This is a genomic window from Pseudodesulfovibrio sp. zrk46 (assembly GCF_012516435.1).
Classification (GTDB): domain Bacteria; phylum Desulfobacterota; class Desulfovibrionia; order Desulfovibrionales; family Desulfovibrionaceae; genus Pseudodesulfovibrio.
The window spans coordinates 1,459,312-1,474,940 of sequence record NZ_CP051216.1; the positions used below are offsets into that span (position 1 = coordinate 1,459,312).

Consider the following 15,629-nt stretch of genomic DNA (forward strand, 5'->3'; position numbering starts at 1 on the left):
GTAAATAATATATAATAAATCAAGTTGATATAGTAATATCGGTAAGGCAATGATTACCAAGATCGTCCTTGAAAATTTCATGGCACACGAGCACACCGAGCTGGAACTCGGCCCCGGTGTGAACGCCCTGACCGGACCCAACAATACGGGTAAATCCGCCATTGTTGAGGGGCTTCGTTGTGTGGCCACCAACCCGGTGCCCAAGCACTACATTCGCCACGGCGCCAAAGAGGCTCGCGTGACGTTGGAGGTGGAAAACGGCACTCGTGTGGTCTGGGTGCGCAAGAAGCGGTCATCCGGATACGAGCTGTGGCATCCCGGTGCCGAGGAGCCTGAGGAGTACTGGAAGTTCGGGCGCAAGCCTCCCGAAGATGTGCTCAAGGTCATGCGGCTCGATCTTGTTGAGCTGGAGACCGGCGGCGAGGTCGACGTCCATGTGGGTAATCAGCGCGAACCTGTCTTCCTGCTCAACCAACCCGGCTCCAATGCCGCTGCATTTTTTGCTGCCTCCACCGAGTCGGCCCACCTGCTCGCCATGCAGAACACGCTCAAGCGTCGAACTCAGGACGCCAAACGGCGCGAGCGGGAGTTGGAAGCACGTTTGGCCGAAATTGAAGGCGAAATGGACCGTTTTTCGCCCTTGCCGAACATTGGAGTTGAGGTAGAAACGGCTCAAGAACTGGAGTCGGCAGCAATTCGACTGCAAAACGAAATTCCAAAGCTGGAAAATGTCATTTCCAGTGAGAAAAATCTGACTGATAATCTGACAATTCGACAGGCATCTGCAAGCGTGCTCAAGGCGATCACGCCAGCACCTCAGTTACAGGATATCAGCGGGTTATGCCACATGATCACACAGCTGAATCAAGTCGAAAAGACAAAGCAGCGAGTAGAAATTGCTGCCGGAAAGTTGGCTGATCTGACGGAAGCTCCGAAGACGTACGATGCCGTCCGACTTGCAACTGTCTGCGGGCAACTCCAAGCCTTGGAACGAGGGCTTGATAGCACTCGAAAACGCCAGGCTGTTACGGCTGATTTGGTTGAACCTCCTGTGCCGGAAAATACAGCTCATCTTTCTGCCCTTATTGATGAAATAGTCACCTTGACCTACCGTGGCAAGCGTGGTGCTCGGTGGGAAGACGCTTTGCAGAATGTTGTGGAGCCGCCTGAAATCACCCCTCCGGGTCATCTGCAAGCCCTGCTCGGCGAGATCCACACAGTCATCTCCCAACAGCAGGTGGCAGAGGGCAACCTCAGAGGGTTGGAGAATCAGCTCGACCAGTTGAAGAACGCTATTTCAGACAGGGTGAATGCCCTCGGATACTGCCCCACATGCGGTGCGGACATGAATGCAGAGGATTTCCTTGATCGGAGGCATCGCCATGACGCTTGATGTCATACAAGGCAAGGGTCTCTTCCTTGTCGCAGATCCCCATTTGGCCGATGTTCCCCCGGGACAGCGGCTTGATGGTTATCTCGATCAGATCATGACCAAGCTTGAGGCGTGTTTGGACCGTGCAGCGGACCTTGGCATGCCTGTTGTCATACTGGGTGACCTGTTTCACTGGCCCAGAGACAACTCCAACAAGATGCTTGTGGATTTGATCCGTGTTTTCGGGGCCAGAACGGGGCAGGACCGGGTGTGGGCCGTTGTGGGAAACCATGACAAATACCAGTCCCGATTCACCGAGGATGTGACCATTGCGGTATTGGAGGCGGCCGGAGTGCTACGTCTCATGAAGGAAGACGGCCCCCAATTCGTGCTCGACACGGGTGATGAGCAGGTCTTGGTGTGCGCCAGCCCGGATGGAACTCCCCTCCCCAAGGGGTATGAACACGAAGATGACGATCCCGAGACCGTGGTTTGGCTCTCCCACCACAATATCCAATTCCCCGAATTTATTGACCGTGCCTACTCCATCAAGGAGTTGCCCGGCATCGACTGGCTCATCAATGGCCATATCCACCGTCCGCAACCGACTATCACTAAAGGACAAACCACCTGGGCCAACCCAGGCAACATCACCCGTATTACCTTCTCCCGACGCTCTCAGGAGCGCGAACCGGCCGCCGCCATCTGGACGCCGGGGTGTGAAGATCTGGAGAAATGGGTGGTTCCCTTCGAGCCGTTTTACGAGGTCTTCCCGAATCAGGAATTCCCGCCGGAGATGGAGCAGGAAGAGGATGAGTCCGATTATGTTAAAGGATTGGAGAGACTTGCGTGGCAGCGCACTCAGGAAGGCATGGGCCTGAAGCAATTTTTGACAGACAACGTGACCCGGACAACGCCCGAAGGCGAGTTGATCTGGGAACTTTATGAGGAGGTCATTCAAGGTGATCAATAACCCCAACGGAAACGGGACAAATCAGGATGCCCAGTTGGAGCAGGAGCTTAACGGCCTTCGCCGTCAGTATGAACAGCTCCGCGACCAGAAAGTGCGTACCGAGCAGCAGGTGACCGACCTGTCTTCCCGTCTGGAAGCCCTCAAGACACAGGCACAGGCCGAGTATGGCACCAGTGATCCTGAAGAGCTTCAAGCACTTCTTGAACAAAAACGGCAGGAAAATGAGCGTGTTGTGTCCGAGTACCGCGAACACATTCAGAAAATTCAGGCCGACCTCGCCGCCGTGGAAAACAATGTGGACGGAGACCGCTAGTGGACACCTCCGCTGGAATGTCTGAGCTGCGTGCCATTGAGCGTCGCCTTGACCGCCTTTCCGCGTTGGCCGAGGGACTTCACGTCGAGCACGAACGTGTGCGTGCGGTCTTGGCCTCCGAGCGAGACTTCCTTGTGCTTGCGCCCAAGGCGCGGGATCGATTGGAAGAATTGTCCAAGGCGCTGTTCGGTCAGATCCTCGATGAGGTGGAGTTGAACCTCACCCATGCCGTGCGGGAAATCCTCGGGCAGGACAGGGTGGTCACCACCGAGCGCGAGGTGAAGAATAACCGTCTCCAGATTCATTTCCAGATTCAGAATCAGGGGAATGAAGAGGAAATTGAGGATATTATGACAGGGCAGGGTGGCTCGGTCTGTAATATCCTGTCCGTGGGCCTGCGGCTCATAGCCCTCTCACAGCTTCCGGACGAACGTCACCGTCCGTTCCTGGTGCTTGATGAGCAGGACTGCTGGCTCAAACCCGCCCTTATCCCCAAGTTCATGAAACTCATTAACGAGATCGCACAGCGACTGGAGTTGCAGCTTCTCGTCATCAGCCATCATCCGCTGGACCTCTTTGCCGGGGCCGCCGACCGTATCTTTGAACTTCGTCCCGACAAGGAAGCCGGGGCCACGGTCAAGCGCGTCAAATAGCCATTTCTGAGGGTATTTCCCTCAACGGTGCAAAATCGGGTCAATGATGATTTTTCACTTGCCCTTGCCAAATCCTCTGGCATGGTAATTATTCTTACATATGATTAACCAGCCCATCGATCGGATGAGGCGTTTAAGGAGAGAGATATGAAACGGTTTGCCCCCATGTTGTTCGCACTGGCGCTGATGATGTTTGCCACTGCTGCCGTTGCTGGAGACACCTTCCCTGACATGAAGCTTTCTGGAAAGCTGTCTGACGCTCAAAAGGCGTATCTGGGCGTGACTGCTGACAGCTTCAATGTGTCTGAGATCAAGGGCGATTATCTCTTTGTTGAAGCCTACAGCATGTACTGTCCGATCTGTCAGCGTGACGCCGCAGAGGTGAATGAAATGTACGCCGCCATGGCATCCGTTGATCCCAAGTCCACGGTCAAGTTCGTCGGACTGGCGATGGGCAATACCCCCTTTGAGGTGGAATTCTACCGCAAGAAGTATGAGGTGGAGTTCCCGCTCTTTCAGGATGAAGATTATTCCGTTCACAAGGCTTTGAAAGAGGTTGGTACCCCTGCATTCTATATTGTGAAGCTCGACACTCTGGAGATTCTGTTCATGAGTGAGGGTGAACTCAAAGACAAGGATGCATTGATGGAGACCCTCAAGGCCAATACCAATCTGCAATAGGAGGTCGCCATGCGACTCGCCATATCTGTATTCATATTGTCACTGCTGGTCGCGCTGCCTGCGTTGGCCGAGCATCATGTGACCTACAATAACGGCAAGATGAAACCGCGCGACAGTAAGTTGAAGGTGGCTGTCGGCGAGCAGGCTCCGGACTTCGAGCTCCCGTCCATCAAGGGCAAGAAGATTCGTCTGGCCGACTACCGCGGCAAGAATAACGTGGTTATTTCCTTCGTGCCTGCGGCCTGGACGCCGATCTGCTCGGATCAGTGGCCCGGTTACAACATCGCTCAGGAGATGTTCCACGAATATGATGCGGTCCTTCTGGGAATCTCGGTGGATAACATCCCCACCCAGTATGCCTGGTCCGAAGCCATGAACACCATCACTTTCCCGGTGCTGTCCGACTTCTGGCCCCACGGCAAGGTGGCTGACAGCTTCGGTGTCCTTCGCTCCGACGGCATGGCCGAGCGCGCCCTGTTCATCATCGATAAGAAGGGCGTGATCCGGTACATCGATGTCCATGACATCAACACCCGGCCGGATCTCGGGCTGCTCATCAAGGAGCTGCAAAAGATCCAGTAGGGTCGTCCGAAATCTATAGCATTATGAATGTCGCTGTTGCCTTGGCAACGGCGACATTTTTTGTGGTGGCGGTGGCCTCGGTGAAGAGGATTCTGGACCCGCGCTTGGTGACGGTGGCCTCGCAAAGCAAGGTGTCACCGGATTTGACTGGGCGCAGGAACGAGACGTTCATGTCCACGGTGGAGGTGAGTTGGCCGGGCTGATTTCCGGAAAGCACTGCGTGGGCCATGGTTTCGTCGAGCAGGGTTGCAAGGACGCCGCCCGCCGCATTTCCGGCTCCCTGAATGAGCTCCGGTTTGACCGGCAGGCGCAGGACAGCGCGGTCAGCGTCAAGTTCCACGACTTCTATGCCGAGATGGCGGAACAGGGGATTTACGGATTGTTCGGGTTGGCGGACTTGTTCGAGGTAGTTGTGGGGCATGGCGGTGCGGCTTCCTGACCTTGGGAAAGTTGATGCTGCATGGCCTCCCGGATGGATATGAGCAGTTCGATGGTGCCGTCCATGTCATCGGGAAAGGCTGAGGGTTCCAGTTCCAAGGTTATGTACCGGGTGTAGCCGATCTTGCCAAGGTGGTGCAGGAAGTCATCGAGGGGTAGGTTCCCGGCCCCCGGCGTGAGGTGCTCGGTGAAGCCCACGGCGTCGGAGAAGTGGACGTTGTAGAGCAAGTCGAGAGGTACCTTTGCAATGGCATCCATGACGTTACGGCCGGAAACGCCCATGTGGCAGACATCAAAGGTGAGGCCCACGTTCTTGTCGCGGCACTGGCCCATGAGCCGATCCAGCGGGTCCTTGGAAAATGGCGACCGTTCTGCCCACGGCATATTTTCAAGGGAAAATTGGATGCGGCCCACGGCATCGAGGAGCAGGGGCAGGTCGCAGGCTTTCTCGAACCAGCGGTTCTGGATCATGTTGGCCAGCCGCGACCCGGGTGGGTGCATGGTGATGTGGTCGGTGTGCGACAGTGAGTTGGCCAGTTGGGCGGTGGCCTTCCATGACGCGAGGTGGCCGCCCCATGCGGCCCAGTTGCGGAAGGGGGCATGGATGCTGCGTATGGGCAGGGTTTCGCTGATCTTTTCCAGACCCGAATCCGGTGTCAGGTCCGGCGAATTCATGATCAGCTCCATGCCCACAAAGCCAGCCTCCCTCCCGATGCGCGCAATGAGCTTGAGCGGCAGGTGAAACAGGCAGCCTGCTGACAGCAGAATATGGGGGCCAGGGCCAGTGGGGGTGGCGTCCATGATCCATCCATACGGCATTTGCACGCAAGGACAACCCCCTATTCGGGGAAGGGCGAAAAAGGACCGGTGAACGGTCGAGAGGTGGGAGGAAATCCGGGCTTACTTGGTGGGCGACTTCTCGATGAGGTCCAATATGACCAGTGACCATGAAAGATCACGCTTGTTCTCATCAGTGATCTCGTCGAGAATCCATTCCTTGAGCGGCTTGATGGCGAGTCTCAGGTTGGCAGGGCCCAAATCGTGGATGGCGTATGCCGCCTCCAGCGTTTCGATGCAAAGGTGGTCAAAGACATGGTCGTGAGTGCCCATGTGATGGGCGAGGATGGCGCGCACCTTGAGAATGCCGAACACGATGGCTTCGACTTCGCGGTAGTCGCGACCCCATATCTCGCCTCCGGAGATTTCCGGACGCGGCGGTCTTGAACTGCCGATATCTTTCTCTTGCTGGCTTTGCCGGAATGACTCCAGCGCCACAACGCTTCCCATACCTTCTCCTTTGCCCAAGGCGGGCATCTCTCTTTTCGGCAGAAACCGTAAAGAGCTTAAGGGGGCAATCCGCATGTCTTGTGGCCCAAAAAGAGAAGAAGCCTCCATGCCGGGGAGGCCTCTTCCAAGGAGTGAATAAGGTAAAGTCAGTCAGTTCCTAATCCATTTATTACATGGAATTACTGTTTCGGCAACCTATCGGTAAACATTTCTTATGGGATGGTGCGTAATGCCCCTAGTTTCCTGTGTGGTTGAGCATAAAAAAAGGGGCCGGGTTTCCCCGGCCCCTTTGGCTTTTGTTTTCTAGATGACGCGATGGACAGGATCCACGGCCCAGAACTGGACCTGGAATGCATCTTCCATTGCCGCCTTGAGGCGATTGAGTTCCGGCTTCTCCATGTCACGGATGCGGATGTATACGTCCTTCATTCCTTCGGTCAGAGAGACGTTGCGGGTCATGATGGACATGATACGCGCACCGTGTTCCTTGAGCATATCCAGAACCGGGGACAGAGAACCTGCCTCGGTGGAAATCTGCAGGCAGACCTGGGTGCCGCCCTCATAAATACCGGAGATTTCGACGAGCACCTTGAAGACGTCGGTGTCGGTGATGATGCCGACAACCACGTTGTTCTCATCGACGACCGGCAGGCTGCCAAAGTGGCCTTCCAGCATCAGAACTGCCGCCTTTTCAACGGTTTCGTCAGAGCGGATGGTGACGACCTTCTTGGTCATGATGTCCTGAATCTTGATCTCGGACAGCAGGTAGTAGAGCTCGTGCATATCCAGTGTCGTGGCCTTGGACGGCGAGGCGTCCTTGATGTCACGATCCGAAACGATGCCGACGATCTTTCCTTCTTCGTCGACGATGGGCAGGCAGCTGACGATCTTGTCCTTCATCAGCTTGGAAGCCTTCATCATGGAGCGATCCGGGGTGAGGGTGATGACATCCTTGGTCATCCAATTCGCAACTAACATAAGAACATCCTCCTGGTGATATCCCGCATCAGGCGGGTTGAATTCGTGGTCCTTCAGTTCTCACATAACGATAACGACCGGTTTTGGCTAGTGTTGTCGGGCGTAAACCCGGTCGTTTGTATAAAAAAATGTGGTGGTAGTGTGGGTCGGAACCGTAAGCAAATGGCAGACCCTTGTTTTTTTGCGTCCATGACAGTAATCAGAGGTTGGAATTTTCCATTGACGGATAATGCAACTCGACGGAGCTCTTCCAGTGAAACGACCCGCATGGGCCTTTAACTTACTTCTTGCTCTGACCATGGTGCTGGTGGCCTGTGGCCCGGCAGACGAGGGCAGTGGTTCTCGTTCGGGCACTCCCGGTGTCACCAACGATTCCATTGTGCTTGGCTCTTCGCTGGCCCTGACCGGCCACGCCGGGTACCTCGGCACCCAGACCCTTCAAGGGGCTGAGGCCTACCTTCGTTATATTAATGACCATGGCGGTGTGCATGGCCGAAAGATCAGGATCAAGGCCGTGGATGATTCTTATGATCCGCCGCGTTGCCTCGCCAATACGCAAAAATTCATCATAGATAACGACGTGCTGGCTCTGTTCAGCTACGTGGGAACCCCCACCACGGTGAAGGTGCTCCCCCTGCTGGAAGAGGCACATGTCCCCCTTATCGGCATGTTCACCGGGGCCAATCGGCTGCGAGAACCTCCCAACCGGTACGTGGTCAACATCCGCGCCTCCTATTATCAGGAAACCCACACGGCTGTGACCAACATGATCACCGAACTCGGTATCCGCAAGATCGCGGTCTTCTACCAGTACGACGCCTACGGCTTTGACGGTCTCATCGGTACCGAGCTGGCGCTCAAGGAGTATGGCCTCGAGCCAGTGGCGCGTGGGTCTTACATTCGCGGCACGTTGGATATCACCGAAGCGGTTGAAAAAATAAGCAAATCCGGTGCGGAAGCCGTGGTCATGATTGGCACGTACGGCGCGTGTGCCCGTTTTATCAACCTTGCCCGTGATGAAGACTACAACCCGATTTTTTACAACGTCTCCTTTGTCGGAGCAGAAGAGTTGGCCCGACGCGTTGGTGGTGGCAACGCCACGGTGCTCATGTCGCAGGTGGTTCCGCCGCCTGTGGATGACGGCACCGACAGCGCCGCCTCGCAATACGTGCAGTTGATGAATAAATATTTCCCGGGCGAAAGCCCCAGCTTTGTCGGCTTGGAAGGCTTCCTGAATGCACGCATCCTCGTGGAAGGACTGAAGAAGGCCGGACGCAAGTTGACGCGAGAGCGACTGGTGGACGCCATTGAGTCAATCCGCAACTACAAGCTCGGCCCGGGCATGTTCATCACCTATGGCAAGCATGATCGTCAGGGCTTGGATCAGGTCTACTTTACCCGGTTGCAGAAGGGGCGGTTTGTGCCCTTCACCGATTGGAAGACCCTTGAGAAGATGCGGGGGAGCCACTAATGAGCCTTCGCGAAGAATTCATACATTGGTACACCTACTCGGGATTGCGAGAGAAACTGCTCCTCTCCATGCTGGCGGCCGTTCTGTTTATCAGTGTGGCTGTGGCATTGATTTCCCGTTATATTCTGGTGAGTTCGCTGACGCACGAACTGGAAATGCGCGGTAAGGCCATTGCTCATTCCGTGGCCGAGCGCGGCGGTTCGTACATTTTGGATAACGACATCCCCAAGCTGCTGACTCTCATTTTTGATGAGGCCAAGCTGCATCAGCGGCGCTATCTGGTGTCCTACATATTTATCGAAAACTCCGAAGGGGAGTTGCTGGCCCATACGCTGACCCGAAAGCTCCCCGAAGTGCTTCTTTCGGACGAGATCACCGATAGCGATGGCGATGCCGTGCAGCTGATAACGGTAAATGGTCAGGATATTTACGACATCTCTGCGCCCATTAACGAGGGACTGTACCGGATTGGTACAGTGCATGTGGGGTTGGACAAGATTCACATCGACTCCCTTGTGGGCAAGCTCCGCGTGGCATTCCTCGGCTTCATCTCGCTGGTGGTGCTCATCACGATTTTCTTCTCGTCATGGCTGACGCGGTACATCACCAAGCCCATTGTGGACCTGACGCGCCTCTCCGATGAGATCAGCCGCGGCAACTTTGATATCCCCCTCAAGTTGGCTGACGAGAATTGGGATACGGCCAATTGTCCCGCCTTTACCAACACGGATCTGCCATGCTGGCACTTTGACGAGACCGCAGGCAAGGACCCGGCAGAGGTGCACCGCAAGTGCGCCAGCTGTGCCTTTTACCGCAAGCATGAAGGGGACGAAGTGGTCCAGCTGAGTGACTCGTTCCGCAACATGGTCTGGTCCATCAAGCTGTATCGCCGCCGCCTGCGCGAATCCGAAGAAAAGTACCGCTCCCTGTTCGATTCCGGGCCGGATCCGATCTTTGTTGTGGATTGCGAGACGTCCCAGATCAGCGACGCCAATCCGCGTACCGTGGAGTTGTACGGCTATTCCAAGGATGAGCTTATCGGCATGGATTTCATCTCCTTGGGGCCGGATCACAACAGCGACTGTATGCGCTACTTCAATGAGGGCGGCGGGGGCTGCGTCTATTTCCCCAAACTGCTTCATTACCGCAACGGATATGAGCCGTTCTTTGTGAACATGCACGCCTGTCCCATCTCCTACCGGGGACGTCACTCCATCATCATCGCTGTGACCGACATTACCGAGCTCATGGAGAAGGATGCCCAGCTTATTCAGGCTGGTAAGATGAAGTCGCTCGGTGAGATGTCGGCCGGTGTTGCCCACGAGATCAACCAGCCCCTTAACGCCATCAAGATGGGTAGCGAATACCTGGGCATGATGCGTGAGGGTGGAATGGAAGTGCCCAAGGAGCAATTCCTTGAGGTGGTCAGCGAAATCTCCACGCAGGTGGACCGCGCCGCCGAGATTATCAACACGCTCCGTTCGTTTGGTCGCAAGTCCGACCTCATCGAAGAGCAGGTGGATCTGAATCAGCCGGTTCGTGCGGTGCTCTCCATTTTGCGTCGCCAGTTCGAGCTGGATAACATCCGTTTCGAGTTGAAACTGGCCGATGATTTGCCCACAGTCACAGCGCACTCCAACAGAATACAACAAGTCATTTTTAACTTGGTGGCCAACGCTCGCGATGCTATCGACGACTGCTCGTGTCCGACCGACTCCAATGCCGACCGCCGCATCATCATCCGCAGCGGTTCTGATGAAGGTCTGGCCTTTGTCGAGGTGGAGGATACTGGTTGCGGTATCGACAAGGAAGACCAGCATAAGGTCTTTGAGCCGTTCTACACCACCAAGGAAGCAGGTCACGGGATGGGACTGGGACTTGCCATCACGTACGGTATCGTAAAAGATTACGGCGGAGACATCCGCATCAACAGCGAAAAAGAAAAAGGGACCGTGTTCCGGATGCAATTCCCTGCATCGGGCGCGCGAGGAGGTTCCACCATATGACGGACAAGGAAATCATTCTGGTTATCGATGACGAGCAACCCACGCTCAAGATGTTCTCATTGCTGCTTACCGCCTACGGCTACGAGGTGATAACCGCTGAGAATGGTCAGATGGGACTCGATATCTTCAAGGAGAAACGGCCCTCTGTGGTGCTCACAGACATCAAGATGCCCATCATGGACGGCATTGAGGTGCTCAAGGAGATCAAGAAGGTGGATTCCCACGCCGAGGTCATTGTCATCACCGGACACGGCGATATGGACCTCGCCATTCAGGCTCTCAATCTCGACGCCACGGACTTCATCAACAAGCCTGTGCAGCGCGAGGCCCTTGAGCAGGCGTTGAGTCGTGCGGCCGAGCGTCTCGCCATTGCCAAGACCGAGGGCAGTCAGGTGACGGTTGAGGAGCTCCCCGAGTCCGCCATGATCGGCGTGCGCGGCAATGTGACCGCCAATACCATGCCGCACCTCACCGAAGCGTTTGAGACCGCCAAGGCTATGAACAAGTCCGCGATCCTCATCGATTTCGAGGAGAATGCCTCCATCAATGGCGCAGGCATCACTGGATTGATGAACATGCTTCAGTTTAATCGTGATGCTGGTGTTCGCGTTGTTCTTTCCGGACTTTCCACCAACTTCAGGACTGTTTTCGAGATGGTCGGGATTACGAAGCTGGCGGATTGGTTGGAGCCGGAGGGGAAGGATCATTAGGGTTCTTGTTGGTTAAGAGAATTTAGGAAGGCCGCCCTTTTGGGGCGGCTTTTTTATTTGGGAAGTTTGAAAGCAGGAGAGGATGTCGGCCTGCGGCCTCTTTTTTATTTATTAGATCCCTGCCGGGGGGCCGCCTTCGCGGCGGGCGGTCCATTTTTTGGCTGAGCCGCCCCAAAAAATAGACGAAAAAAGCGCGGCTTTTGCGTGCTCTCCGCCTCGTGAGTTCTCGCCGAGAATCTGATCCAAATAGAATGCCTTGGGATGTTCTACGCGACTTGTCGCTGTGGAGATGTGTGCTGTCTTCGACGGCATTCGATTTGGTCAGTTTCTATGGCTCATGCTCAAGGGCTGGTGTTGGTCGTTGTCTGGTGAGATGGTAGTTGCGCTAGCGCGATAGGTAGTGCTGTTAATCACCCCGCGATAAAAGTCGGCGGCATCCCTGAAAAGAACAAGCGAAGCGTAAGTTCGTTCAGAGATGCCGCCGACTTTTATCGCCTATGGGATTCCAAAGGCCCTCGGCCTTTGGGCCCAGCTGGCAAGCTGCCCCGCCGGCGAGGCGACTGCCGGTAGGCAGACATTGCCTTCCTTCCTGCTTTGACCTAGGCTACGCGCCTATGTCTTCGCCCCGTGAAATATTGCAGTCGGTCTTTGGTTTCGACAACTTTATCGGCTTGCAGGAATCGATCATCGACAACGCTGTTCAAGGCGGAGATTCTTTGGTGCTGATGCCTACGGGTGGCGGCAAATCCCTGTGCTATCAAATCCCTTCCATATTGCGCCCGGGCGTGGGTATCTGCATCTCTCCGCTGATCGCGCTGATGCAGGATCAGGTGCAGGGGCTGACCCAGATGGGCGTTCGCGCGGCCTGCCTGAACTCGTCACTGGATCAGCATGAGGCGTGGGACGTTCAGCAACGGCTGGAAACGGGGCAGCTGGATATCCTGTATATCGCCCCGGAGCGGCTATTCAAACCGGGCTTTCTCGATTTTCTGGCGCGATGCCACCCGTGTTTGTTCGCCATTGACGAGGCGCATTGCGTATCGCAATGGGGCCACGACTTCCGGCCGGAATACATGCAGCTATCCGTGCTCAAGGAGCGGTTCCCGCAGGTGCCGCGACTGGCCCTGACGGCCACGGCGGACAAGCCGACCCAGCGGGATATCGTCAACAACCTGCATCTGGAACAGGCGCAGGTGTTTGCCACCGGATTTGATCGGCCCAACATTACTTACACGGTGCTGCCCAAGAACAACGGCCAGAAGATGCTGCTTCGGTTCATTCAGGACAACCATCCGGGTGACGCAGGCATTGTCTACCGCATCAGCCGAAAGAAGGTCGAACAGACCGCCGAATTTCTTCAGAAGCAGGGCATCACCGCCTTGCCGTATCATGCAGGATTGTCCGCCTCTGAGCGGTTTCACAATCAGGACCGGTTCATGCGTGAAGAGGGCGTGGTCATGGTGGCCACCGTCGCTTTCGGCATGGGTGTGGATAAGCCCAACGTGCGCTTTGTCTGCCATCTGGAACCGCCCAAATCACTGGAAGCCTACCATCAGGAGACGGGACGTGGTGGACGTGACGGCCTGCCAGCCTCGGCGTGGATGTGCTTCGGCATGCAGGATATCGCTATTCTGCGCTCCATGATCGATTCGGGCGAGGCCAATGATCAGCGCAAGCGGGTCGAGGCGGCCAAGCTCGGCTCCATGTTTGCGTTTCTCGAGACAGCCACCTGTCGTCGACAGGCATTGCTCGGCTATTTTGGCGAGCATATTGAGCCGTGCGGTAACTGCGACAACTGTCTTACGCCGGTGGAGACCTGGGACGGTACCGTGGCTGCCCAGAAGGCGCTCTCCAATATTTTCCGAACCGAGCAGCGGTTCGGCGTCAACTATCTCGCGCAGGTGATAGTGGGCAAGGAGACCGACCGTATCCGCTCCTTCAATCACGATCAGATATCCACCTTTGGCATCGGCTCCGAGCTCAATCAGGAGCAGTGGAAGTCCGTGTACCGCCAGCTCCTCGCCAACGGCCTCTGCTCTGTGGACATGGAGCGCTTCAACGCCCTGACCCTCAACGAGCGGTCCTGGCCGGTATTGCGCGGCGAACAGGAAGTGCGATTGCGTCAGGACCCTGTGCTCCCCCGACGCTCCAAGAAGAAGACCAAGGCCGTGCGTCTTGCTGCTTCCGATGTGCTCAATAACTGGGAGGCCGAAAAGCTCTTCGATGAGTTGCGCGAACTGCGCCTTTCCATTGCCGAGGAGCAGGAAGTGCCGCCTTACGCCATCTTCCCGGACAAGACGCTGCTGGAGCTCGTGCAGTACCGCCCGAAGGATCTCGAATCCTTTGGCTGCATGTCCGGCGTCGGCGCGGTCAAACTCGACCGGTTCGGTTCCGCCTTCCTCACCCGGTTGCAGCAGCATGAGGATGAACACGGCAGGCCCGGCAATATCCCCGACATCCCCGAGGATCGTCTCGCCAAGCTGGAGCGCAAGAAAAAGCGCAACGAATCCCTCTCCGACACAGCCCGCAAGTCCCTCGAACTCTTCCGCGATCTCCGCGACATCGAAGCCGTGGCTAAGGCCCGCGATCTCAAAGTCGCCTCCATCTGGCGGCATCTCTCGCAGGCGGCGCAGCATCGAGAGATCGACTACCGGGAGGTGCTCGGCATGTCCGACACCGAAGTCCGGTCCATCCGCGATACTCTCGCCCATTACAAGCAGCGCGGCATCGTCGCCCTCGCGCCTGTCTTCGAGGCCCTCGAAGGAAAGTACTCCTACGAAGTCATCCGCCTGATCCGCGCCTGCGCCCGGTAATAGTCCTTCTCCCTGCCGTTTCCATGGGGCTGGCGGCGGCTGTGCTGGTCTGTTATGATATAGAGTAGTCCGATAGACGTCGTGTCTTGAGAGACTGATTCATGGCAGAAAGGGCAGATGGAGCTAAAGGCGGCACCATGCTTTCACCAGCCACGACACTGATTACTCTGGGGTTGTTGTTCCTTGGCGGCCTCGCGACCGACTATATCGGGCGGCATACGTTTTTGCCCCGGGTGTCGGCGCTGATCATCTTCGGTTTTTTGATAGGCCCGTCGGTTCTTGATATTCTTCCTGAAATCTCTGCGGTTTGGTTCCCGTATATCACCGACATGATCTTGGTCATGGTCGGCTTCCTGCTTGGTAGCTCGCTTACGGTGGAAGGCTTCAAAACCACTGGCCGGAGTGTTCTCTCAATCTCATTGAGCGTCGTCATCGTGACCACGGCGCTGGTCAGCTTCGGGTTGTGGCTGATCGATGTGCCATTGCCCTTTGCCCTATTGTGCGGTGGCATTGCTTCGGCAACCGACCCTGCGGCCACAATGGATGTGGTTCACGAGCTGAAGCTCAAGGATCGGCCCTCACGGATATTGTTGCGCATTGTGGCGATAGATGATGCCTGGGGACTGGTCATGTTCAGCCTCCTGCTTGTGGGCGTGCAGTTCCTGAACGGCGAAGGCGGTGCTGTTCCCATTGTTCTTGATGCCCTTTGGGAGATTGGCGGTGCCGTGGCCATCGGTATTGCCTTGGGCTTGCCCATGAGCTTTCTCACAGGCCGCCTGCGTCCGGGTGAGCCAACTCTGGTCGAAGCTGTCGGCATGGTTATGCTTTGTGGCGGCATTGCCCTTTGGCTTGAAGTTTCGCATTTGCTGACTTCCATGACGTTGGGCGTGGTCGTGGCCAATACAGCCAAACATCATGCCCGGCCTTTTCATGCGATTGAGGGCATCGAGTGGCCGTTCATGGTGCTTTTTTTCATCTTTGCCGGAGCTTCCATTCAATTGGAGTACGTCCCCCATGCCAGCCCTGTCATCCTTGCCTATATCCTTTTGCGATTTTTGGGACGGATACTCGGAGCCAAGGTCGGCGGCCGGATGGCGGGTTCCGGATCGCGGGTAGAGAATTGGATGGGGATGGCGATGATGCCTCAGGCCGGTGTGGCCTTGGGCATGGCGCTGGTGGCTGCGCATCGTTATCAGGAATTCGACTCCATCGTCACCATTGTCGTCACCACCACAGCGTTCTTTGAGCTCGTCGGGCCGGCGTGTGTTCGATTTGCGTTGCAGCATATGCGTTCACCTGAGGAGCCTTGATCGGGGGAGTTGGATCGGAGTCCAGCGAAATTTTGAAACCGA

The 15,629-nt window shown here is 56.1% G+C and carries 15 protein-coding genes; 11 read left to right on the forward strand and 4 right to left on the reverse strand.

Annotated features, from left to right (window positions below; all coding sequences use genetic code 11):
- Positions 1 to 49: 49 nt before the first annotated feature.
- The 6 genes from HFN16_RS06655 (at position 50) to HFN16_RS06680 (ending at position 4,574) form a co-directional block, all read left to right on the forward strand.
- A complete protein-coding gene (locus tag HFN16_RS06655; RefSeq protein ID WP_168890012.1) occupies positions 50 to 1,393 on the forward strand; it encodes an AAA family ATPase in 1,344 nt (447 codons plus the stop codon).
- Complete coding sequence (locus HFN16_RS06660) at positions 1,383 to 2,345, forward strand: metallophosphoesterase (RefSeq protein ID WP_168890013.1); 963 nt, start codon at positions 1,383 to 1,385, stop codon at positions 2,343 to 2,345. The genes HFN16_RS06655 and HFN16_RS06660 overlap by 11 nt, the downstream gene beginning before the upstream one ends.
- A complete protein-coding gene (locus tag HFN16_RS06665) occupies positions 2,335 to 2,658 on the forward strand; it encodes a hypothetical protein (RefSeq protein WP_247648462.1) in 324 nt (107 codons plus the stop codon). Before HFN16_RS06660 ends, HFN16_RS06665 begins: the two co-directional genes overlap by 11 nt.
- A 17-nt stretch (positions 2,659 to 2,675) precedes the next feature.
- On the forward strand, positions 2,676 to 3,311 hold the full coding sequence (locus HFN16_RS06670) for a hypothetical protein (protein ID WP_168892276.1): 636 nt from the start codon (positions 2,676 to 2,678) through the stop codon (positions 3,309 to 3,311).
- A 147-nt stretch (positions 3,312 to 3,458) separates the two neighbouring features.
- Positions 3,459 to 3,992 carry a TlpA disulfide reductase family protein gene (locus HFN16_RS06675; RefSeq protein ID WP_247648463.1) on the forward strand — a complete coding sequence of 178 codons (534 nt, stop codon included), beginning with the start codon at positions 3,459 to 3,461 and terminating at the stop codon, positions 3,990 to 3,992.
- A 9-nt stretch (positions 3,993 to 4,001) separates the two neighbouring features.
- Positions 4,002 to 4,574 (forward strand): peroxiredoxin, encoded by a 573-nt coding sequence (locus HFN16_RS06680; RefSeq protein ID WP_168890015.1) that lies wholly within the window; start codon positions 4,002 to 4,004, stop codon positions 4,572 to 4,574.
- 13 nt (positions 4,575 to 4,587) lie between these two features.
- On the opposite strand, the gene HFN16_RS06685 is transcribed toward HFN16_RS06680, so the two are convergent.
- The 4 genes from HFN16_RS06685 to HFN16_RS06700 all read right to left on the reverse strand — a co-directional run bounded on the left by HFN16_RS06685 (position 4,588) and on the right by HFN16_RS06700 (position 7,277).
- Positions 4,588 to 4,995, reverse strand: coding sequence for a PaaI family thioesterase (locus HFN16_RS06685; RefSeq protein ID WP_168890016.1), 408 nt, complete (start codon positions 4,993 to 4,995; stop codon positions 4,588 to 4,590).
- A complete protein-coding gene (locus HFN16_RS06690) occupies positions 4,947 to 5,831 on the reverse strand; it encodes a sugar phosphate isomerase/epimerase family protein (RefSeq protein ID WP_247648493.1) in 885 nt (294 codons plus the stop codon). The genes HFN16_RS06685 and HFN16_RS06690 overlap by 49 nt, the downstream gene beginning before the upstream one ends.
- 81 nt (positions 5,832 to 5,912) lie before the next feature.
- Positions 5,913 to 6,299, reverse strand: a complete 387-nt coding sequence (locus tag HFN16_RS06695; protein WP_168890017.1) for a hypothetical protein — start codon at positions 6,297 to 6,299, stop codon at positions 5,913 to 5,915.
- A gap of 303 nt (positions 6,300 to 6,602) precedes the next feature.
- A complete protein-coding gene (locus tag HFN16_RS06700) occupies positions 6,603 to 7,277 on the reverse strand; it encodes a CBS and ACT domain-containing protein (RefSeq protein ID WP_168890018.1) in 675 nt (224 codons plus the stop codon).
- A gap of 298 nt (positions 7,278 to 7,575) precedes the next feature.
- On the opposite strand from HFN16_RS06700, the gene HFN16_RS06705 reads away from it, so the two are divergent.
- The 5 genes from HFN16_RS06705 to HFN16_RS06725 all read left to right on the forward strand — a co-directional run bounded on the left by HFN16_RS06705 (position 7,576) and on the right by HFN16_RS06725 (position 15,587).
- Positions 7,576 to 8,748, forward strand: coding sequence for an ABC transporter substrate-binding protein (locus HFN16_RS06705; protein WP_247648494.1), 1,173 nt, complete (start codon positions 7,576 to 7,578; stop codon positions 8,746 to 8,748).
- Positions 8,748 to 10,754, forward strand: a complete 2,007-nt coding sequence (locus HFN16_RS06710) for an ATP-binding protein (RefSeq protein WP_168890020.1) — start codon at positions 8,748 to 8,750, stop codon at positions 10,752 to 10,754. The genes HFN16_RS06705 and HFN16_RS06710 overlap by 1 nt, the downstream gene beginning before the upstream one ends.
- On the forward strand, positions 10,751 to 11,464 hold the full coding sequence (locus HFN16_RS06715; RefSeq protein ID WP_168890021.1) for a response regulator: 714 nt from the start codon (positions 10,751 to 10,753) through the stop codon (positions 11,462 to 11,464). Before HFN16_RS06710 ends, HFN16_RS06715 begins: the two co-directional genes overlap by 4 nt.
- Positions 11,465 to 12,078: 614 nt before the next feature.
- Entirely contained in the window at positions 12,079 to 14,277 is a 2,199-nt protein-coding gene (recQ, locus tag HFN16_RS06720; protein ID WP_168890022.1) for a DNA helicase RecQ, read from the forward strand.
- 101 nt (positions 14,278 to 14,378) lie between these two features.
- Entirely contained in the window at positions 14,379 to 15,587 is a 1,209-nt protein-coding gene (locus HFN16_RS06725; RefSeq protein WP_247648464.1) for a cation:proton antiporter, read from the forward strand.
- Positions 15,588 to 15,629 lie beyond the last annotated feature (42 nt).

Bases quoted from the DNA above. Each gene is read 5' to 3' on its own strand.
- HFN16_RS06655 (WP_168890012.1), top strand. From the start codon at position 50: ATGATTACCAAGATCGTCCTTGAAAATTTCATGGCACACGAGCACACC.
- HFN16_RS06660 (WP_168890013.1), top strand. From the start codon at position 1,383: ATGACGCTTGATGTCATACAAGGCAAGGGTCTCTTCCTTGTCGCAGAT.
- HFN16_RS06670 (WP_168892276.1), top strand. From the start codon at position 2,676: ATGTCTGAGCTGCGTGCCATTGAGCGTCGCCTTGACCGCCTTTCCGCG.
- HFN16_RS06675 (WP_247648463.1), top strand. From the start codon at position 3,459: ATGAAACGGTTTGCCCCCATGTTGTTCGCACTGGCGCTGATGATGTTT.
- HFN16_RS06680 (WP_168890015.1), top strand. From the start codon at position 4,002: ATGCGACTCGCCATATCTGTATTCATATTGTCACTGCTGGTCGCGCTG.
- HFN16_RS06685 (WP_168890016.1), bottom strand. From the start codon at position 4,995: ATGCCCCACAACTACCTCGAACAAGTCCGCCAACCCGAACAATCCGTA.
- HFN16_RS06690 (WP_247648493.1), bottom strand. From the start codon at position 5,831: ATGCCGTATGGATGGATCATGGACGCCACCCCCACTGGCCCTGGCCCC.
- HFN16_RS06695 (WP_168890017.1), bottom strand. From the start codon at position 6,299: ATGGGAAGCGTTGTGGCGCTGGAGTCATTCCGGCAAAGCCAGCAAGAG.
- HFN16_RS06700 (WP_168890018.1), bottom strand. From the start codon at position 7,277: ATGTTAGTTGCGAATTGGATGACCAAGGATGTCATCACCCTCACCCCG.
- HFN16_RS06705 (WP_247648494.1), top strand. From the start codon at position 7,576: ATGGTGCTGGTGGCCTGTGGCCCGGCAGACGAGGGCAGTGGTTCTCGT.
- HFN16_RS06710 (WP_168890020.1), top strand. From the start codon at position 8,748: ATGAGCCTTCGCGAAGAATTCATACATTGGTACACCTACTCGGGATTG.
- HFN16_RS06715 (WP_168890021.1), top strand. From the start codon at position 10,751: ATGACGGACAAGGAAATCATTCTGGTTATCGATGACGAGCAACCCACG.
- recQ (WP_168890022.1), top strand. From the start codon at position 12,079: ATGTCTTCGCCCCGTGAAATATTGCAGTCGGTCTTTGGTTTCGACAAC.
- HFN16_RS06725 (WP_247648464.1), top strand. From the start codon at position 14,379: ATGGCAGAAAGGGCAGATGGAGCTAAAGGCGGCACCATGCTTTCACCA.